Origin of the sequence: uncultured Psychroserpens sp. (assembly GCF_947492715.1) — a bacterium.
Classification (GTDB): domain Bacteria; phylum Bacteroidota; class Bacteroidia; order Flavobacteriales; family Flavobacteriaceae; genus Psychroserpens.
In genome coordinates, this window is record NZ_CANLNS010000001.1 from 1,415,298 (window position 1) to 1,433,538 (window position 18,241).

24 protein-coding genes are annotated in these 18,241 nt (G+C 34.1%); 5 read left to right on the plus strand and 19 right to left on the minus strand.

What is annotated here, in order from left to right; genetic code table 11:
* The first annotated feature begins 14 nt into the window (after positions 1-14).
* A complete protein-coding gene (locus tag Q0787_RS06390; protein ID WP_298901422.1) occupies positions 15-446 on the plus strand; it encodes a TerB family tellurite resistance protein in 432 nt (143 codons plus the stop codon).
* A 58-nt stretch (positions 447-504) separates the two neighbouring features.
* Here the strand turns inward: Q0787_RS06390 and fbp are convergent, their stop codons facing one another.
* On the minus strand, positions 505-1,509 hold the full coding sequence (gene fbp / locus Q0787_RS06395) for a class 1 fructose-bisphosphatase (RefSeq protein WP_298901423.1): 1,005 nt from the start codon (positions 1,507-1,509) through the stop codon (positions 505-507).
* A 117-nt stretch (positions 1,510-1,626) separates the two neighbouring features.
* Here fbp and Q0787_RS06400 point away from each other — a divergent pair, with 117 nt between their 5' ends.
* Genes Q0787_RS06400 through Q0787_RS06415 form a run of 4 tightly spaced genes read left to right on the plus strand, consistent with a single transcriptional unit; the run spans position 1,627 to position 6,218 of the window.
* Complete coding sequence (locus Q0787_RS06400) at positions 1,627-2,106, plus strand: GNAT family N-acetyltransferase (protein WP_298901424.1); 480 nt, start codon at positions 1,627-1,629, stop codon at positions 2,104-2,106.
* 1 nt (position 2,107) lies between these two features.
* On the plus strand, positions 2,108-3,358 hold the full coding sequence (locus tag Q0787_RS06405; RefSeq protein WP_298901425.1) for an aspartate kinase: 1,251 nt from the start codon (positions 2,108-2,110) through the stop codon (positions 3,356-3,358).
* Between the two features lie 21 nt (positions 3,359-3,379).
* Positions 3,380-5,212, plus strand: a complete 1,833-nt coding sequence (locus Q0787_RS06410; RefSeq protein ID WP_298901426.1) for a lysophospholipid acyltransferase family protein — start codon at positions 3,380-3,382, stop codon at positions 5,210-5,212.
* On the plus strand, positions 5,202-6,218 hold the full coding sequence (locus Q0787_RS06415) for a carboxypeptidase-like regulatory domain-containing protein (RefSeq protein ID WP_298901427.1): 1,017 nt from the start codon (positions 5,202-5,204) through the stop codon (positions 6,216-6,218). The genes Q0787_RS06410 and Q0787_RS06415 overlap by 11 nt, the downstream gene beginning before the upstream one ends.
* Here the strand turns inward: Q0787_RS06415 and Q0787_RS06420 are convergent.
* From Q0787_RS06420 to Q0787_RS06505, 18 genes are all read right to left on the minus strand, one after another.
* A complete protein-coding gene (locus Q0787_RS06420) occupies positions 6,215-6,631 on the minus strand; it encodes an arsenate reductase ArsC (protein ID WP_298901428.1) in 417 nt (138 codons plus the stop codon). The genes Q0787_RS06415 and Q0787_RS06420 overlap by 4 nt on opposite strands.
* Positions 6,632-6,636: 5 nt before the next feature.
* On the minus strand, positions 6,637-7,125 hold the full coding sequence (locus Q0787_RS06425) for a GNAT family N-acetyltransferase (RefSeq protein ID WP_298901429.1): 489 nt from the start codon (positions 7,123-7,125) through the stop codon (positions 6,637-6,639).
* A gap of 8 nt (positions 7,126-7,133) precedes the next feature.
* Complete coding sequence (locus Q0787_RS06430; protein WP_298901430.1) at positions 7,134-7,634, minus strand: DUF6428 family protein; 501 nt, start codon at positions 7,632-7,634, stop codon at positions 7,134-7,136.
* A gap of 56 nt (positions 7,635-7,690) precedes the next feature.
* Positions 7,691-8,014 (minus strand): helix-turn-helix transcriptional regulator, encoded by a 324-nt coding sequence (locus tag Q0787_RS06435; protein ID WP_298901431.1) that lies wholly within the window; start codon positions 8,012-8,014, stop codon positions 7,691-7,693.
* A 103-nt stretch (positions 8,015-8,117) separates the two neighbouring features.
* Complete coding sequence (locus tag Q0787_RS06440; RefSeq protein ID WP_298901432.1) at positions 8,118-8,630, minus strand: YtxH domain-containing protein; 513 nt, start codon at positions 8,628-8,630, stop codon at positions 8,118-8,120.
* 55 nt (positions 8,631-8,685) lie between these two features.
* Positions 8,686-9,228, minus strand: a complete 543-nt coding sequence (locus Q0787_RS06445) for a hypothetical protein (RefSeq protein WP_298901433.1) — start codon at positions 9,226-9,228, stop codon at positions 8,686-8,688.
* A gap of 48 nt (positions 9,229-9,276) precedes the next feature.
* On the minus strand, positions 9,277-9,663 hold the full coding sequence (locus Q0787_RS06450) for a VOC family protein (protein ID WP_298901434.1): 387 nt from the start codon (positions 9,661-9,663) through the stop codon (positions 9,277-9,279).
* Positions 9,664-10,122, minus strand: a complete 459-nt coding sequence (locus tag Q0787_RS06455; protein ID WP_298901435.1) for a DUF1801 domain-containing protein — start codon at positions 10,120-10,122, stop codon at positions 9,664-9,666.
* A gap of 11 nt (positions 10,123-10,133) precedes the next feature.
* A complete protein-coding gene (locus tag Q0787_RS06460; protein WP_298901436.1) occupies positions 10,134-10,649 on the minus strand; it encodes a DUF4199 domain-containing protein in 516 nt (171 codons plus the stop codon).
* Between the two features lie 108 nt (positions 10,650-10,757).
* Complete coding sequence (locus Q0787_RS06465; RefSeq protein WP_298901437.1) at positions 10,758-11,168, minus strand: response regulator transcription factor; 411 nt, start codon at positions 11,166-11,168, stop codon at positions 10,758-10,760.
* Between the two features lie 32 nt (positions 11,169-11,200).
* A complete protein-coding gene (locus Q0787_RS06470) occupies positions 11,201-12,142 on the minus strand; it encodes a 2-hydroxyacid dehydrogenase (protein WP_298901438.1) in 942 nt (313 codons plus the stop codon).
* Positions 12,143-12,223: 81 nt separating this feature from the next.
* On the minus strand, positions 12,224-12,589 hold the full coding sequence (locus Q0787_RS06475) for a cupin domain-containing protein (protein ID WP_298901439.1): 366 nt from the start codon (positions 12,587-12,589) through the stop codon (positions 12,224-12,226).
* A 113-nt stretch (positions 12,590-12,702) separates the two neighbouring features.
* Positions 12,703-14,073 carry a magnesium transporter gene (gene mgtE, locus Q0787_RS06480; RefSeq protein WP_298901440.1) on the minus strand — a complete coding sequence of 457 codons (1,371 nt, stop codon included), beginning with the start codon at positions 14,071-14,073 and terminating at the stop codon, positions 12,703-12,705.
* Positions 14,074-14,084: 11 nt separating this feature from the next.
* The gene (rsmA, locus tag Q0787_RS06485; RefSeq protein ID WP_298901441.1) at positions 14,085-14,879 is read right to left on the minus strand and encodes a 16S rRNA (adenine(1518)-N(6)/adenine(1519)-N(6))-dimethyltransferase RsmA; all 795 of its coding nucleotides are present in this window, start codon (positions 14,877-14,879) and stop codon (positions 14,085-14,087) included.
* 1 nt (position 14,880) lies between these two features.
* The gene (locus Q0787_RS06490; RefSeq protein ID WP_298901442.1) at positions 14,881-15,204 is read right to left on the minus strand and encodes a DUF4286 family protein; all 324 of its coding nucleotides are present in this window, start codon (positions 15,202-15,204) and stop codon (positions 14,881-14,883) included.
* Between the two features lie 45 nt (positions 15,205-15,249).
* Positions 15,250-15,762, minus strand: coding sequence for a GNAT family N-acetyltransferase (locus tag Q0787_RS06495; RefSeq protein WP_298901443.1), 513 nt, complete (start codon positions 15,760-15,762; stop codon positions 15,250-15,252).
* Positions 15,763-15,765: 3 nt separating this feature from the next.
* On the minus strand, positions 15,766-16,215 hold the full coding sequence (locus Q0787_RS06500; protein WP_298901444.1) for an HAD family hydrolase: 450 nt from the start codon (positions 16,213-16,215) through the stop codon (positions 15,766-15,768).
* 15 nt (positions 16,216-16,230) lie between these two features.
* Positions 16,231-18,006: a tetratricopeptide repeat protein gene (locus Q0787_RS06505; protein ID WP_298901445.1), complete on the minus strand. Its 1,776-nt coding sequence runs from the start codon at positions 18,004-18,006 to the stop codon at positions 16,231-16,233.
* Positions 18,007-18,241 lie beyond the last annotated feature (235 nt).

An 18,241-nucleotide genomic window follows, 5' to 3' on the forward strand; every position in this document is an offset into this window, starting at 1 on the left:
AAACAATAATATATATGTCATTTTCAGATTTATTTGATAGCGGATTTAAGAAACGTAACGAAGACCACTTTGCAGCCATTGTTAGAGTTGCTATGGATGATGGGATTATTTCAGAAGAAGAACAAGCGTTTTTAGATCGTTTGGCTAGAAAATTAGATGTTACCGAAACAGAATACAAGCAAATACTTAAAGATTATAAGTCGCACCCAATTAATCCTCCAACATCGTATGATAGACGTTTGGAGCGTTTGTATGATTTAGCACGAATGGTGTATGTTGATCATATTAAGGGAGATCATGAAGAAATCGTATTACGTAAAATTGCGATTGGCTTAGGATTTTCTACAGAAAACGTAAAGTACGTTGTAGATAAAGCCTTAACATTAGTAAGTAATGGTGTGGATTTAGATACGTTTACAGAAGAAATAAAAACAATGAACAGATAGAAATATCTGTTATACGTCATAAAAAAAGCCACTATCTAGTGGCTTTTTTTATGTTTAATTATGCATTACGCATAAACTCTTCAGCTTTTTCAACCATGTTTTTGCTTCCGCAGATAAAAGGCACACGTTGATGTAATTCTGTAGGTTCTATATCCATAATTCTATTAAAGCCGTCACTAGCCTTACCGTTGGCTTGCTCTGCTATATAAGCCATTGGATTACATTCATATAATAAACGCAATTTCCCATTAGAATTTTTAGAGCTTTTAGGATACATATAAATACCGCCTTTAATCATGTTCCTATGAAAATCGGATACTAGAGAGCCTATATAACGGCTCGTATAAGGCCTGTCTCCTTCTTCCATTTGACAGTATTTGATATAGTTTTTTATACCCTGAGGAAAGTGAATATAATTACCTTCATTTACAGAATATATTTTACCGTTTTCAGGAAATTTCATGTCTGGATGTGACAAATAAAAAGTTCCAATGGCTGGGTTTAGCGTAAATCCATTTACACCATCTCCAGTGGTATAAACAATCATAGTTGAGGTACCATAAATAATATATCCAGCAGCCACTTGCTGATTTCCTTTTTGAAGAAAATCATCAATAGTTGCAGGTGTTCCTACAGGTGTTACACGTCTGTAAATAGAAAAGATGGTTCCTACTGAAACGTTCACATCAATATTAGATGAGCCATCCAAGGGATCAATTAAAACCACATACTTGTTTTGATGGTTTTCATCCTGACTATTAATGGAAATAAAATCGTCTTCCTCTTCACTAGCAATACCACAAACAATATTACGTTTGGTCATGGTTTGGATGAACTTATTATTGGCATAAACATCTAGTTTCTGTTGGTCTTCACCTTGGATATTAGTGTCACCAGCAGCACCAATAATATCTACTAAACCAGCTTTATTAACTTCGTGATTAACTACTTTTGCGGCTAATCTTATAGAATTGATAAGACGCGATAATTCGCCAGAGGTGTATTTAAAAGAAGACTGATTTTCTATTATAAATTCACCTAGCGTTTGATTTTTTCGAGACATGTAGTGTGATTGTTTATGCAAATATCTCATTTTTTTAATCAACTACAACGATTTCGTAGTATAATTATGTGATTAAATTCTCAAGTTTTAAACTATATTTGAGGTAAAGAAAAAACCATGACATTTTCCATTAGAAAAGCTACAAAAGAAGACATGCCCAGAGTGTTAGAACTCATTGTGGAGCTTGCTGTTTTTGAAAAGGAACCAGATGCTGTAAAAGTGACGGTTGCCGATTTAGAAAAAAGCGGTTTTGAAGACCCTAAACAGTTTGTGTGTTTTGTAGCCGAATACGAGGAATACATTGAAGGTATTGCCTTGGTCTATAATCGTTTTTCTACTTGGCAAGGTCAGGTGCTTCATTTGGAAGATTTAGTGGTGAGCCAAAGTAAAAGAGGAACAGGTTTAGGTACAGCCCTATTAGATGAGGTTGTAAAGTATGGATATAGTTTAGGCGTTAGACGCGTGAGCTGGGAAGTGATTGATTGGAACGAACCTGCAATTAAGTTCTATGAGAAGAAAGGAGCTCTTGTTAAGCGCGACTGGTTTGTTGTTCAGCTTAATGAAGACGGAATAAAAAATTATATAGCAAATATTTAGCATGCAAGTATTCAAATTTGGTGGCGCTTCGGTAAAAAATGCTGAAGGTGTCAAAAATTTAGCATCAGTTTTACAACAAGTAGGTTATGATAATACACTTGTTGTGGTTTCGGCAATGGGGAAAACAACAAATGCCCTTGAAGTTGTCATAAAAAACTATTTTGAAAATAAGGCAGCCTTACAGAGCTCTATTCACGACGTGAAAACTTATCACAATGAGATTTTATTGGATCTTTTTGAAAATACGCAGCATCCAATTTTTAAAAAAATAGGCTCTATTTTTGAGGACTTAGATTATTTTTTAAATCGTAATAAATCTCCAGATTATAATTTTGTTTATGATCAGGTCATTGGTTTTGGAGAACTTACATCAACAACTATTATTAGTTCATATCTCAATGAAATAGGATTAACAAATACATGGTTAGATGTGCGTGAGTGTATCAAAACAGATGATTATTATCGTAGAGCAAATGTAGATTGGGAGCAAACACAAACTAAGATAAAAACTGAATTTGACGCGAAAGTTCTAAATATTACTCAAGGTTTTTTGGGAAGTGATGCCAATAACTTTACCACGACATTGGGACGTGAAGGGAGTGATTATACAGCAGCTATTTTTGCGTATTGTTTAAATGCCGAAAGTGTAACCATTTGGAAAGATGTACCAGGTGTTTTAAATGCCGATCCACGCTATTTTGAAAATGCACAATTATTAAATAGTATTTCATATCGCGAAGCCATAGAGTTAGCATTTTATGGTGCATCAGTTATTCATCCTAAAACCTTGCAACCACTACAACAAAAAGAGATTCCGCTGTTTGTAAAGTCGTTTTTAAATCCTTTAGAAGCAGGCACACGCGTTGGTAAAGGTTTTGGAATAGAACCCAATATCCCGTGTTTTATAGTTAAAAAAAATCAAGTATTGATATCATTGTCCTCACTAGACTTTAGTTACATTGTTGAAGAAAATATTAGCGAAATATTCAAACTATTACACTTATATAAGATGAAAGTTGATGTGATTCAAAACTCGGCTATTAGTTTTTCGGTGTGTTTTGATAATAACTATAATAACCTCGATCGCTTACTTCAGCATTTAAAAGCAAAATTTAAAGTAACATCTTACGATAATGTGAGTCTATATACTGTAAGACATTATAATGAGCAAGCTATTTCTTCTATAGAAAAAGGTAAAGAATTGCTATTAAAACAGTTAACTCAAGAAACGATTCAAATTGTAACTAAATAACAATTTAGTACTTTTACACTCATGACTAAACAACAAGATACAGGATTGGTAACCGCAAAAGAAGTGGCTAAAGCTATTAAAGCTGATAAGTATGGATTTATAGGTACATTCTTTGGATGGTTGTTGATGAAAGTATTAAAAATATCAACGCTTAACAGAATTTATAAGCGTAACAAGCACTTGAGTGATGTTGACTTTTTAGACGGTATATTGGATGATTTTCAAATTAAGTTTGAAATTCCTGAAGAAGATTTAAAGCGATTACCTAAAGATGGCGCTTATATTACTGTATCAAATCATCCACTTGGAGGAATTGATGGTATTTTATTGCTGAAGTTAATGATAGAGCAGCGCCAAGATTTTAAAATCATAGCGAATTTCCTATTGCATCGTATAGAGCCTTTAAAGCCATATATAATGCCTGTTAACCCTTTTGAAGACCGAAAGGATGTGAAGTCTAGTATTGCAGGATTTAAGAACGCTATTTTACATTTACGAGAAGGTCATCCTTTAGGGGTGTTTCCAGCGGGTGAAGTCTCAACATATAAAGACGGTAAATTAGTTGTTGATAAACCTTGGGAAGAAGCGGCCATGAAGCTCATAAAAAAGGCAGAAGTGCCAGTTGTTCCTATTTATTTTCATGCTAAAAACAGCAAGTTGTTTTATAAATTATCGAAGATTAGTGATACCTTTAGAACAGCAAAATTACCTTCGGAATTACTCACACAAAAAAACCGAATTATAAAGGTTAGAATAGGAAAAGCTATTTCTGTTAATGCTCAAAAAGAACACGAAACGCTTTCTGATTTTTCAGAATTTATACGTCGAAAAACGTATATGTTATCTAATGCTTTTGAGGACAAACCTAAGATTTTAGACAACTTATCAAATACACTTAAACCGCCAGCAAAGCCGCCAAAACGAATTGTAGGATCTGTAAGTACCGAAAAAATGGCAGCAGAAGTTGATGCCTTAAGGGAAGGAGATTATAGACTTTTGGTTAGTAAAAACTACGAGGTGTATTTAACAGATGCCGATCATATCCCAAACATACTTCATGAAATTGGAAGATTGCGTGAGATTACTTTTAGAGCTATTGGAGAGGGTACAAATGAAGCGATTGATTTGGATAGTTTCGATACCTATTATCATCATATGTTTTTATGGGATACTGAAGCCAAACAATTGGCAGGCGCATATAGAATGGGCTTAGGGTCTAAAATATATGCACGCTATGGTATTGATGGGTTTTATCTTCAAGACCTGTTTAGATTTGAACCTGAATTGTATAAAATGATGAGCGAATCCATAGAAATGGGACGCGCTTTTATTATTAAAGAATATCAGCAAAAACCAATGCCTTTATTTTTGCTTTGGAAAGGAATCGTACATACAACATTACGTTACCCAGAACACAAGTATTTAATAGGAGGTGTAAGCATTAGTAATCAGTTTTCAAATTTCTCAAAATCATTGATGATTGAGTTTATGAAATCGCATTACTATGATCCTTATGTAGCTCAATATGTGCATCCAAAAAAGGAATTTAAAGTAAAATTAAAGGATGCTGATAAAGATTTTGTGTTTGATGCTGCCGAGGCCGATTTAAATAAGTTCGATAAAATTATTGATGAGGTTGAACCTGGAGCTTTACGCTTACCTGTATTACTCAAAAAGTACATTAAACAAAATGCAAGACTGGTAGCATTTAATGTAGATCCTTTATTTAATAATTCGGTAGATGGGTTGATGTATATTAAAATAGCCGACTTACCTGAAAGCACTGTGAAACCTGTGATGGAAGAGTTTCAAGCCGAATTAGAACGTAAATTCTCAAATAATAATGAAGAGTAAGACTTTAGGTTTTTTCTGTTCATTTCTATTAACGTCATTACTTTACGCCCAAACCCTTTCGGGAACCGTTATTGATTTTAAGACCAAGCAACCGCTAATGGCTGTATCAGTCTATTTTGATAATACAACCATTGGAACAACCACTGATGATTTAGGACGATTTTCTATTGATTATTCTGACGCGATTCAGTCGCAGTTAATTGTATCATATTTAGGATATGAAACGATAATTGTATCAGACTACAGGCAAAAGACAGAGCTCTCGATTGCATTGAAAGAATCTTTAAATCAGTTAGATGAAGTTGTCGTAAATACAAATGACGGTTTAACTCGGAAACAAAAATTGAAATTATTTAGAAAGGAGTTTTTGGGCTTTTCTGAGTTTTCGAAATCGTGTAAGATTCTTAATGAAGATGATTTAATTTTGCGGTTTAATAAAGCAGATAATGTGCTATCTGTTAGTGCCAGAAAACCTGTGTTGGTTAAAAACAAGAGTTTGCAATATGAAATTGCATATGATATTCAAGATTTTGAAATTACCTTCAGATACGTTGATGCCAAACAGGACCAGTTTGGGATTCATTCGGTATTATATACAGGAACTTCGTTTTATAAAGATTTAAACAGCGGAAAGAAGAAGGCATTAAAGCATAGAAAGAAAGCCTATGAAGGTTCGATTCAACATTTTATGCGTTCATTATATCATATGAATCTGAAAGATGCTGGGTTCGATATTTTTCACAAAAAGTTTAAGGTTAACGAATGGGAGTTTTTCAAGGTTGAGGATATTAATGACTCTGCCTCTAAAAAAGTAACTTTTGAAACTAAAGTAAACATTCTTTTTAAAGGCAAGGATCAATCTGTGTTAACACCCTTAGTTTCTCAATTTTATATTGACGAATATGGCAATTATACCCCTATCCCAGGACTACTTTTTAGCGGTGTTATGGGAGACCAGCGTATTGGTGATTTGCTACCAACTAATTATGGGTTAAAACAAGATTAGAAGCGTTCTTTTACGAACACTTCTAAGTAAGATTTAATCTCGTTTCTTGCTTTCAAAAAAGCGGCGTGTTTTTCGGTTTCGCTCCCAGTAACTTTTGATGGATCAAAAAAATTATGATGTAACCTTTCCGCATTTTTACTCGGTATAAAAGGGCAATTTTCGTTGGCATGATCACAAACTGTAATGATATAATCAAAATCAACATGAGCATATTCATCTACATGATTAGAAGTATGACTGGTGATATCAATGCCATCTTCTCCCATAATAGCGACGGCTCCCGGATTTAAACCATGAGTTTCTATGCCAGCACTATAAATTGTTGCCTTTTCTTGAGTAAGTATATTGAGATATCCATGGGCCATTTGACTTCGGCATGAATTACCGGTACAGAGAACGAGTATGTTTTTCATTATGTTTATATTAGTTGACTTCGTCTTTCTAAAAGGACGTTATCAAACCATTTATTATTTAGTTTTCCTATTTTTTCACGGGTTCCAACAACTTGGAATCCGCAGACGTTGTGTAAATGTATACTAATTTTATTTTCTTTAAAAATGTTAGCTTGCAAGGTCCAAAAGCCGAGCGATTCACTCTCTTTTATAAGTTGCAAAAGCAGCTGCTTTCCTATGTGTTTACCTTGCATATGTGGTGCAACATAAATACTTACTTCGGCAACACCTTTATAAACCGCTCTTTGAGACACTTTTGACAGTACGGCAAATCCAACAATATTTTGATTAAAGGTTGCAACAAGTCTTGGGTGAAGATTATGTTTTTTATGCCATTCTGACCATTTGGGTAGTTTGGTTTCAAATGTAGCGATACCAGTTTTTATACCCTCATTGTAGATGTTCAAAACGGCTTTGAAATCTTCCTTTCTAAATGCTCTTAACTCAATAACCATAGCATTGTTTAGCAGCAGTTGCCATCTGGAGAACAACAAGGCTCGTCAGTTGAAGCAACTAATTCTTTAGATTGTTCTGAAATACCACATGCTTCTTTAGCTTTACAATCTGTTTTTTCAACCGATAATTTGAAAATAAGTTTTTGATTTTCGATTTGAAAATCACTAACAAACAATTGTGCTGTGTGAAATGTTGCATTACTGTATTCAAATTTAACTTCAGCGTCAACATCATATGGCTTCATTTTTCCTACTTTATTTAGAATGGCAAGCGCTTTATATACAGACATGAATTCGGTTTTTCCAATTTCACTAGGGCTTTCCCACAGCTGGATAATTGTTTCGTTCCAGTTATCGGTTTGCGAGCCACAATCTACAGAGTTGATGGCCATATGTTTAACTTCAGTAATGTGATAATTAGCACCAACAAACGCATTTGGTAAGTATTCAAAAAGTAAAGATTTGTCTTGGTTTTGTTCTAGTATTGAAAATAATTCTTGTGTTTTCATCTGAGTTCTATTTATGTTTTTTAGTGAGGAGATATAATCTCTTTTATTATAAAGGTTTAGCAACAACTAGATGCTGCTTTGTTAAAAAATGAGTTTAATAGTATTTGGAATTCTTCAAAACGTTCAAGGTTGAGACAGTAGCATTTTTTCTTGCCTTCAAACCTTCCTTTTAACAGCCCAGAATCACCAATAACAGAAAGGTGCTGCGAAATCGTGGCTTGAGATAGACCAATTTCATCAACCAAATCGTTGCAAATACAGCCTTCTTGCTCGCTAATATATTTTAAAATTGCAACACGAGCAGGATGCGCAAATACTTTTGCAATATTGGCAATGTCATTAATATGGTCTGAATAAATAAAGCGTTTTGTAACTCCCATAACTTTCAATTTGAGTACAAAGATAGTAAATTATCGTAATATTGCAATATTACGATAATAAAAATATAACAAAACCGGAATATTTGATATTCCGGCTCTTATTTTATAAGGATTTAAACCAATCCTGAAATTGATCACCCAACAAAAAGACGGGCTTTTTTTCTCCGCTTAGGGCACCAATTAAACTCATAATCCACATTATTAATGGAAGTATCCAAGCTACAAAGTTGACTATAGGAATAATTGCAAGTATTAATGCCAAGAGCGCAATACCTAAAACCTGCCTGATATAAAATGAACCAAACTCCGTTTTATTGCCATTGTTCATAACTAATGCGATAATCCAACCTATAAGAGTTATGTGAGCAATTATTCCAACATTTTTTCCATCACTTAGAATTTGTTCGGCATCGTTTGCAAATTCTTTTGCAGAAGCCTTAGCTTCTTTAGCAAATTCACTTGCTTTTTCTTTAGCCTCACCGGCAAATTCTTTTGCATCTTCTGCAAATTCACTTGCTTTTTCACTTACTTTATCAGCGGCTTTTTTTGCACTGTCCTTGGCGTCACCTAACATCTCGTTGAGGTCGTCACTTAAGTTCTTATTATCGTCAGACATAATAAATAGCGTTTATGGTTATCTTATAAAGTTAATAAAAATGTGATAGATGATGTTATTTTTTACCAAACAACTTCTGAAAGAAGCCCTTAGTTTTTTCTTTTGCTTCGGTATATGTTTCCTTGGCGTCTTCGGCCAAATCTTCTAGTTTGTCTTCAGCAACATCTGCAAATTCCCCGAGTTTTTCGCCAGCATCTTCTATAAATTCTCCAGCCTTTTCTTTTGCTTCACCAGCAAATTCTTTGGCATCCTCGGCAAGATCTTTTGCTTTTTCTTTAGCGGTATCTGCAAATGCGCCAATTTTTTCGCCAGCTGCATTCGCTAATTCAGAGGCTTTTTCTTTGGCATTATTATACATCTCCTTGCCATCTCCTTGAATAAATTCAGTGGCTTTGTCTTTGGCATTTCCTAAAACCTCTTTAGCATCTTCTGCAAGTTCTGAGGCCTTTTCTTTTGCTGTATTAAAGGCGTCTACAGCATTATCTTTTAGCTCATTTGTTGTGTCTGAAACGTCATCTGCTGTGTCATTAACGGCATCTTCTGCAGCATCTACAGTGTTTTTTAAATCGTCTTCTAAGTTTTCGTTGTCTTCGGTCATTCTAATTGTTTATTTATGAGTAGTTTAAATATAAAATTTGTTACACGACTACTTAAAAGCTTGATCAACAGGTTCCCAAAGTTCAATTTTATTACCTTCATTATCTAAAATCCAACCAAATTTTCCATAATCGTATTCTTCCATGTCGCCTACTATTGTGACACCTTCTTCCTTTAAAGTCACTAAAAGTTCCTTTAAGTTTTCAACACGATAATTAAACATGAACTCTTTTTTAGACGGTTCGAAGTATTTTGTGTCATCCTTAAATGGACTCCATTGTGTAGAACAATCGTTACCGTTTTTATCTTTCCACCAAAAGGTACAGCCATAGTCATCGGTGTTAAACCCTAAGTGTTTTTGATACCAATCTTTTGATGCTTGAGGGCTTTTTGATTTAAAAAACAAACCTCCTATTCCTGTTACTCTATGTTTCATTTATTTTTTATGTATTGCGGTTTCGTAAATATCAATCCATTCGTCTACAGACATCTTGCCTAAAAGTTCAACTATCAGGTCATAAGGAATATCATCAATTTTTTTAAATCGGATACAACTTTTCCCCATATCTAGTTTGTACTTGCTATGTTTAGGGTATTCTGCAACAAACCAATCATGAAGTTCTTTTTTGGCATATAGTCCAGAATGATACAATGCAATAAAGTTCTTTTGTGATGCTAAGTTTATAAAAGGTAGGGGTGGAAAAGGTTTGCAATGGTATCCTGGTGGATATATAGATTTTGGAACATAATAGGCCAACATACCATATCCTAATCCTGCTTCTAAACCTTTTGGCATATGTTTTTTTATGAGTTGATCTAATTTTGTAATTGGTGCTTTTCTCTCTTCAGGTAATTGACTTATATAGTCTTCCGGTGACGTTGCTTTGTATTGCATAATATTTAATTTTATTTACGTTGAAGGATTAATCCAGAAATTAAAGATATGATAAATCCTATAATCATAACAGTCGCAAACATTATAAATGCAAGAGCTGTTGAGCTTCCCATCATTGCCATTGATGTTTCCAGTTGTTCTGTTTTTTCTTTCAATACTTCCGCAGAAAGATTGGCTTCTTGGAGCTGCGCCATTGAATAGTCTTTATATTCTGCGGCAAAATTTGGATTAATTGAAGTCGTGTAAATATAATCTACTATAGCAAAACCAATAGCCGCAAACAAGGAGATCAACAACCCAATCGCAATGGCCTTTCCTAAATTAATTTTTCCATCGTTAACATGATCTCTAAAATGTTTGATTCCGAAATAAACGAACAATAAGGATAATACCATTGAGGCATATCCGAAAATGGCCATGGTATTAAAATCTAAATCAATTTGTTTGCCTATTAAAAATCCCGATAAGAATAGTACAGAGGCCGTAATAAAGGCATAAATTCCGTATTTAATAATTGTGTTCTTCATAATGATGAGTTTTAAATGTTATCACATCAAAAGTAGATTTATGCTCGATTTTTTAGTTCATACTAAAGTACCAAAATGGTCATACTTTGGTTCTAATACCTTAGTATTTCAAATAATTTGAAGGTCTTTAGCAATTTGAAGGGCTTGAGTACGACGCTTAGCATTTAGCTTTGATAATAAATTTGAAACGTGTGTTTTTACAGTGCTTTCAGACACAAAAAGTTTGTCTCCAATCTCTTTATTAGATAAACCTTCTGAAATTCCTATAAGAACTTCATATTCTCGATTGCTAATTTCTAAGTCTTTTATTTTTTTATGATCAATTTCTTTAGATACTAGATTGTGTTTGTGCAAACTTTTCTTGTTTATGAAAACACCAATAGCAAAGAATACAATTGCAATAATGGCTATTATGATTTCAATTTTTAAGTTATTTGAAACCAACGCATACTTACTAAATTGAAATAACAAGAGTAATGCTAAAATGAGCAAGCCAAAAACAAGAATGGTTTTTTTCATGTCTTAAAATTATAAATTTTAAGTTCAATAGATTACTTCAATAGAAATTCTGTTTTTATTTTATCGACTATTGTTTGAGCGAGTTTCTCTTTGCTCTCAACAGTCCATCCTGCCACATGTGGCGTAAGTATCACATTTTCTGCGGAAATGATATACTTGAATTCTTCTGGCATTTGGTTGGAAAATATATTCTCAAAAGACGACTTTTCATATTCTAACACATCAAGTCCTGCACCTAATATTTTACCAGAATTTAAAGCGACTACTAAATCTTTGGTAACAACACTTTTTCCTCTAGCTGTATTGATTAACCAGAATGGGTTTTTAAACCTGCTAATGAATTCTGAATTAATCATATTAACCGTTAATGGTGTTTCTGGAGTATGAAGACTTAGCACATGAGATTTATCTTGAAGTTCCTCCAAAGACACTTGCCTGGCGTTCTGATCCCCAACATTGGGTTTGATATCATAACAAAGCACATCAACATCGAAACCTCGCAATTTTTTAGCAAAGGCTTTTCCCATATTACCATAACCAATTAGCCCAACGGTTTTTCCGTCTAGTTCACTGCCGCGATTACCTTCGCGATCCCACTTGCCGTTGCTAACTTCATCGTTAGCCTTGTTTAATTTATTTAAAAGTGCTAATAACATGGCAAGACTATGTTCTCCTACGGCGTTACGATTACCTTCAGGAGCTGATATTAATTTGATTCCTTTTTTTGCAGCATAATTGCAATCAATATTCTCAAGTCCTGCGCCAACACGTCCAATAAATTTTAAGTTACTGGCAGCATCAAGAAATTGCTTGTCGATTTTAAACCGACTGCGAATAACAATGCCATCGTAGACATGAATTTGATTTTCTATAGCTTCTTTTGAAGAGGTGTAGTCTTCGTTGTTGGTAAAACCTAAAGCCTTAAGTTGTGATATAAGCAAAGGATGATTGCTGTCTAGGTGAAGTATATTCATAGTGGTCATTTCGACATGAGGAACAGAGTGATGATTGATAAATCTAGTCTTGAGATGTCTCAACTTCGTTCGACATGACAATTAAATTTCGGGATATTCGGTTTGTGTTTTTTCATGTTCGACCTTACCAGTATGCGCTGTATCTAACTTTTCGAATAATAACAAATGCACTTCTTCGTCATTTTTGGTGCATGGGTTATGCTCAACGCCTTTAGGAACAACGATGAGTTCTCCTTCTTTTATGATTTCGGTTCGGTCTCTAAATTGCATATAGAGCGTGCCTTTTATAACTTGGAATAACTCGTCTTCATCATCATGACTATGCCATACAAACTCGCCTTTTATTTTAGCGAGAATGACTTGCATATTATCTACTGTGGCTATGCGATGTGGATGCCATTGTTTGGAGAACATGGCGTGTTTTTCTTTAATATTTATGGGTTTCATATGTAATAGATTTTTATGCTTTAAAGTTACAAAGTTTTGCGTTAGTGATGGAACATGTGTTGGAGCTCCTCGAAGAGAGCGACTTGTGAGAGCACGACCCGAAGGGGAACGCCCTAAATATTAAGAATCAATTTGGCAATCCAGAAATAGATGAGAATTCCGAAAATGTCATTACTTGTTGTGATAAAAGGCCCTGTTGCGATTGCAGGATCAATACCTCTTTTGTTTAAGAATAATGGAACAAAAGTTCCTATTAAACCTGCAACAATAATAACAGCGATTAAAGAAGCCGAAATAGCAAGTGCTGTATAGAATTCGCCTTTTGTTGCCCAAACAAATAAAAACAAGAAGAGCGCTAAAATAGTACCATTAAGTGCTGCGAGGAACATTTCTTTTAGTAAACGACTATTGATGCTACCTTTAACATCATCATTAGCCAAACCTTGTACAATAATGGCACTCGATTGTACACCAACATTGCCTGCCATTGCAGCAATTAATGGTGTAAAAAAGAACAATACTGCATATTTTTCAAATGTATTTTGAAAACCCTCCATAATCAAAAAAGCACCAACACCACCAACTAATCCTAAGAACAGCCATGGTAATCGTGCTCTAGTGAGTTCAATAATACTATCATCGGCCTCGACATCTTGTGTAATACCAGCTGCTAGTTGATAATCTTTGTCTGCTTCCTCTTTTAAAACATCGACAATATCATCAATGGTAATTCTTCCTAATAAGGTTTGCTCATTGTCAACTACAGGAATGGCTTCTAAATCGTATTTAGCCATAACTTTGGCAACGTCTTCAACATCGTCTTCAACATTAACATAGTCTACATTGTCTTTAGCGATATCAGCTATCTTTTGTTCACTTTTGGCTACGATTAAATCTTTCAATGACAGCCGACCAATAAGTTTCTCTTCTTTATCTACAACATAAATAGAATGGACTCTGGTCACCTCTTTAGCCTGACCTCTAATACGACGTAAACATCCTGCAACTGTCCATGTTTCGTAAACTTTAACGAGTTCTTTAGCCATTAAACTACCTGCAGTATCATCGTCATAGGCAAGAAGTTCTGTGATTTCTTCTCTATGCTCATCATCTTCAATTCTGGAGATAACTTCGGCCTGACGTTCTTCTGGAAGCTCTGCAATGATATCGGCAGCATCATCTGTGTCTAGTTCTTCAACTTCTTCGGCAATTTCTTTGGCAGATAGGTTTTCGAGTACCTTTTCTCTGGTATCGTCATCAAGTTCTGTAAGAATATATGAAGTTGTTTCAGAATCTAATAATTTAATAACGTAAATCGAATCATCTAAATCTAGTTCATCTAGAATTTCGGCAATATCGGCGTAATGAAATTCATTTAACAGTAGTTTAAGTGTTTTGTCATCGCTATTTGCGACATGCATTTCTACTTGTTCAATGAGTTCATTGGTAAGCTCAAATTGATTATGTTCTTTCTCTTCGATCAAACGAGATGGTTTTACGTATTTGTATCGTCGTTTTCAATAAGTTGTGTGAGTTCCAAAAAAGAATCGACGCTTAGTTGTTCTGGACGATTGCCAAATATAACATTTGCTTTTAAATTATCGGAAAGATTGAATGTTTTTAAACTGTTACGTAGGGTTTTTCTGCGTTGTTGAAATGCCGTTTTTACCACTCTGAAAAAAAGCTTCTCATCAACAGGCAGTGTCATGTTTTCTTTTCTTTTTAAAAGTAATACTCCAGAGTCTATTTTTGGAGGTGGATTAAAAACAGTTGGTGGTACTGTAAATAGATACTCGGCATCATAAAATGCTTGGGTTAATACTGAAAGTATGCCATACACTTTAGAGCCTTCTTTAGAACAAATACGTTGCGCAACTTCCTTTTGAAACATGCCTGAAAATTCTGGAATTTGAGCCCTCATTTCTAACGTTTTGAAGACAATTTGAGTTGAAATGTTATAAGGAAAATTTCCTATTATGGCGAAGGGTTCGTTGTTGAAAATTTTAGTGAGGTCGTACTTTAAGAAATCTTGTTCGTATACACGATCTGCCAAATTGAGATAATTGGCTTTTAAATAATCTACAGATTCGGTATCGATTTCAATAACATGAGTTTTGATGGGTTTGTCTAGCAAGTATTTGGTTAAAACACCCATACCTGGACCAATTTCTAATATATGTTTGTAGCCTTCTAGACTTAAAGTGTCTGCAATATCTTGAGCTACAGATTCGTCTGTCAAGAAATGTTGACCTAAGTGTTTTTTTGCTTTAACTTGATAGTTGTTTGCCACGTTATTTAAAGTTTACGGTGTATTCATCTACGATTTGAAGCTCAGTTCTAAAGGCTAACATTTTATCTGCAAATTTTTTAAGACCGTCTGTTCTTAGTCTTTCAGCATCTTCTCTATAATAGGCATCTAGAGCTTCTCTAGAATAAGAACGATACTGTACAGAATATGTTTGTCCGCCCATCTCTTCTTCAACAAGTACTTTGGTTAAAGTAGCTTTATCAAATTTTCCAGTTCCTAATACCTGAGGGATATGTTCTTTTATCCATACTAACCATTCATCATGAACGCTATCATCAATATTGATAGTGACGTTATATATAATCATATGTTTTTATTTAATGATCCTGCGATTGACGCAAACTATTGAATTTTATAAATTTTTTACAAATAACAGAAGTTCTTCGCCGTTGTCAAAGGGTTTTATCCTTTTTTGGTAAGATAAGCCTAATTTTTCCAAAAGATGAATTGAAGCTTGGTTTTCTGGAAGTGTAATGGCACATACTGTTTTTATGTTGAATGTGTCTTTTGCAAGAACCATAAGTTGGGAAGCACCTTCGAAACCATAGCCTAAGCCTTCATAACCTGGAAGTAATGAAAACCCAATGTCAACATGGTCAAGGGTATCTCGTTTTAATAATCCAAAGGAACCAATAGGCTTTAGGTTTTCAGATTTTAGTAGCACTTTGTAATATCCAAAGTCAAAATCTTCATAACATTTGAGTTGATTGTTTTGTATATAGCTTTTGGCTTGCTCAACAGTTTTCACGTTGCGATCTCCAATATATTTTATCCAACCAGGAGAGTTCATTAATTCTAGAATAAAAGGCGCATCATCTACAGTGATTTTAGAGAATATAAGTCTGTTGGTTTCTGCGATTTGCATTGGTTAGTTAAGGTTTTTAATGTTCTTTTTTATGGTTTCAACCCAGTTTTTATCAGATGGCTTTATTATAAGCGTTTCAAAATTATATTTTTTTGCTTCAATAGCGACTCCTTTCGAATCATCAATGTGCAGATCAAAATTAAATGCTTTTGGATATTTTGAGGCATCTATATTTTTAGATCTTAAAACGTATTGATTTTCTTTCTGATTGATAATCGTGTTAACCTTAATTCCATAGTATTTTAAGGTTTTCCGAATTTTATTCTTTGTTCTAAAAGATGTTGTGTAAATATGAATAGTATGTCCACGCTTCTGTAACTGGAAAATCAACTCTTTAGTGCCTTTTCGTAGTTCTTCTACGCCCAATAACTTAGCTATTACACTTCTATATTCTGTTTCAAATTCGTTTCCACATGGAATTAATGTGCTATCAAGATCAAAGCTAATATTCATCTCAACTAGTCATATCTAATTTATCGCATCACCACGCAGTCGTCTAAAGCGTTTTCTGGCTTCTATAAAATAGATACTGTCTTCATGGTCAAAAATAATCTTCTCATAAAGTTCTTTAGCTTTTTCTGGCTGATCTAGCTTGTTTTGGTAGAGTTCTGCTAAAAAATAATGCGCGTCATCGGCTAAAATTTCATCTCTATAGTTAGCAATGATGTATTCATAATTATCCACAGCTTTGTCAATTTGATTGGTTTTTTCAAACAACTTTGCTTGCATAAACAAGGCTTGATCTTCAATGGTTTCACCCTTATGCTCGGTTAAAATGGTATCTAAAAGCCCAATAGCTTCTTCATTTTTATTTTGAAAAGACATCAGGTCTGCTTTAGAATAGAGTTTTAATCCTGTTTGTAACGAGTCTTCATCTTTGTTATCTGAAATCAACAACTTAAGATCTAGGGCGTCATTAGCTATAAGCTGTGATGTAGATGATTTCAATATTTTTAATTGGGATTCTGCCCATTGAAAATCACCTTTATAGTAACTTGTTTTTGCTACTTTAAATCTAGCTTCTTGAGAAATGGTACTGTTTTTAAGGTTAGCCTGAATTTGAGTATAGTAAATTAAGGCTTCGTTAAATCGTTCTTGAAAGACAAGGATATCTCCCAACTTCAGCTTAACTTTTGCCTCTTGAAATACAGATAACTGTAACTCTAGACTCTTTTTCAAAAAGTCACTAGCACGTTTAGGTTGATGTTTATTGAACGCGAGAAAATTTCCGTAGGCAATTTGAAGCGCAATCGTTTGTTCGTATTTACCATATTGGTCAAACAATTGGTTGAATTTCTCATCTATGTCATCTAACTCTTGTTTTTCGGCATTTTCAATTTCTATATCGAGCATGTATTGGTGAGCTGTTAGTCTCGTGTCAATATCTTGAGAATTATCTAATATAAATTGGAAAATTGAATTGGCAATATCATTTTCTTTCTCTTTAACTGTGGCCATTGCCAAATCTAGTATGCGACTTAAACTTTCCTGACTTCTTCGGTACAGCGCTTTTTCTTGTATGAAAGCCTTGTTGTATTCTTTTTGTTGAATGTATAACCAACTCAACATATCGTACCAGTATGGCTCGGGATTAGATTGTAATTTTTTAAGTAGTAGTTTTCTTAAAATTAGGTTGTTTTCGCTGTCCTTATTTTCTGAAACAAAATCGCTAAAGGCACGTTTGGCATTACTTAGAAAATTAGGTTTTACTTCAATGTAATCGATATAATTTGAAAAAAGTAATTCAATATTACCCTGTTCTCCATAAATACGAGCCATTTGCATATTGAAGTTAAAATCTGGGTTTGTTTCCATTCCTTTTTTATAGGCTTCTAAGGCCTGGTCTAAAAGTGAATGATCTTCAAATTTTCTAGCGATACCGTAGGTGTAGCTTGGTTTTTCTGTAACTTTTGAAATAGCTTCTTTATAGTACTTATTGGCTAAGTTAGTACTGTCCATAAGTTGATAGTTATACCCTAGCTCAACTAATAAAGCAGGATAATTAATTTCCTGCATTCGTTGTAAAATAATCTCTTTGGCTTCATTATAACGTTCTAACTGTTGAAGTGTAGCAACAATTTTATAGATGTATTTTGAGCTTTTTTTCTTGGCGTTGAGTTTTTCGTAGGTAAGCAATGCTTTTTCGAATTCGCCACGCTTAAAGTAGTCGTCGGCTAATTGCTCGCTTTGTGCGAATATAAGTCCGCAACTGCAAAGAGTAAGTATGATTAAAAGACGACGCATATTTATTATTTTATGTAAATATAACAAATGCAATTACGAGATATTGTGAATGTTTTTATAATTAATTCGTTAAAGTGCAAAAAAAATGCCTAAACACAAGTTTAGGCATTCACAACAAAATAAATGTGCTATTAATCTATTCTTTACAAAATGATTCAGTTATTCTGCTATGGCTTTTGTAAGGTCAGGTTGGTGGTCTTTATGTTTAGAAAAAGACTTTGCTAGCCATTACAAC

Coding starts and splice junctions, on each gene's coding strand:
- Q0787_RS06390 (WP_298901422.1), top strand. CDS start 15: ATGTCATTTTCAGATTTATTTGATAGCGGATTTAAGAAACGTAACGAA.
- fbp (WP_298901423.1), bottom strand. CDS start 1,509: ATGTCTCGAAAAAATCAAACGCTAGGTGAATTTATAATAGAAAATCAG.
- Q0787_RS06400 (WP_298901424.1), top strand. CDS start 1,627: ATGACATTTTCCATTAGAAAAGCTACAAAAGAAGACATGCCCAGAGTG.
- Q0787_RS06405 (WP_298901425.1), top strand. CDS start 2,108: ATGCAAGTATTCAAATTTGGTGGCGCTTCGGTAAAAAATGCTGAAGGT.
- Q0787_RS06410 (WP_298901426.1), top strand. CDS start 3,380: ATGACTAAACAACAAGATACAGGATTGGTAACCGCAAAAGAAGTGGCT.
- Q0787_RS06415 (WP_298901427.1), top strand. CDS start 5,202: ATGAAGAGTAAGACTTTAGGTTTTTTCTGTTCATTTCTATTAACGTCA.
- Q0787_RS06420 (WP_298901428.1), bottom strand. CDS start 6,631: ATGAAAAACATACTCGTTCTCTGTACCGGTAATTCATGCCGAAGTCAA.
- Q0787_RS06425 (WP_298901429.1), bottom strand. CDS start 7,125: ATGGTTATTGAGTTAAGAGCATTTAGAAAGGAAGATTTCAAAGCCGTT.
- Q0787_RS06430 (WP_298901430.1), bottom strand. CDS start 7,634: ATGAAAACACAAGAATTATTTTCAATACTAGAACAAAACCAAGACAAA.
- Q0787_RS06435 (WP_298901431.1), bottom strand. CDS start 8,014: ATGGGAGTTACAAAACGCTTTATTTATTCAGACCATATTAATGACATT.
- Q0787_RS06440 (WP_298901432.1), bottom strand. CDS start 8,630: ATGTCTGACGATAATAAGAACTTAAGTGACGACCTCAACGAGATGTTA.
- Q0787_RS06445 (WP_298901433.1), bottom strand. CDS start 9,228: ATGACCGAAGACAACGAAAACTTAGAAGACGATTTAAAAAACACTGTA.
- Q0787_RS06450 (WP_298901434.1), bottom strand. CDS start 9,663: ATGAAACATAGAGTAACAGGAATAGGAGGTTTGTTTTTTAAATCAAAA.
- Q0787_RS06455 (WP_298901435.1), bottom strand. CDS start 10,122: ATGCAATACAAAGCAACGTCACCGGAAGACTATATAAGTCAATTACCT.
- Q0787_RS06460 (WP_298901436.1), bottom strand. CDS start 10,649: ATGAAGAACACAATTATTAAATACGGAATTTATGCCTTTATTACGGCC.
- Q0787_RS06465 (WP_298901437.1), bottom strand. CDS start 11,168: ATGAAAAAAACCATTCTTGTTTTTGGCTTGCTCATTTTAGCATTACTC.
- Q0787_RS06470 (WP_298901438.1), bottom strand. CDS start 12,142: ATGAATATACTTCACCTAGACAGCAATCATCCTTTGCTTATATCACAA.
- Q0787_RS06475 (WP_298901439.1), bottom strand. CDS start 12,589: ATGAAACCCATAAATATTAAAGAAAAACACGCCATGTTCTCCAAACAA.
- Q0787_RS06490 (WP_298901442.1), bottom strand. CDS start 15,204: ATGATTATATATAACGTCACTATCAATATTGATGATAGCGTTCATGAT.
- Q0787_RS06495 (WP_298901443.1), bottom strand. CDS start 15,762: ATGCAAATCGCAGAAACCAACAGACTTATATTCTCTAAAATCACTGTA.
- Q0787_RS06500 (WP_298901444.1), bottom strand. CDS start 16,215: ATGAATATTAGCTTTGATCTTGATAGCACATTAATTCCATGTGGAAAC.
- Q0787_RS06505 (WP_298901445.1), bottom strand. CDS start 18,006: ATGCGTCGTCTTTTAATCATACTTACTCTTTGCAGTTGCGGACTTATA.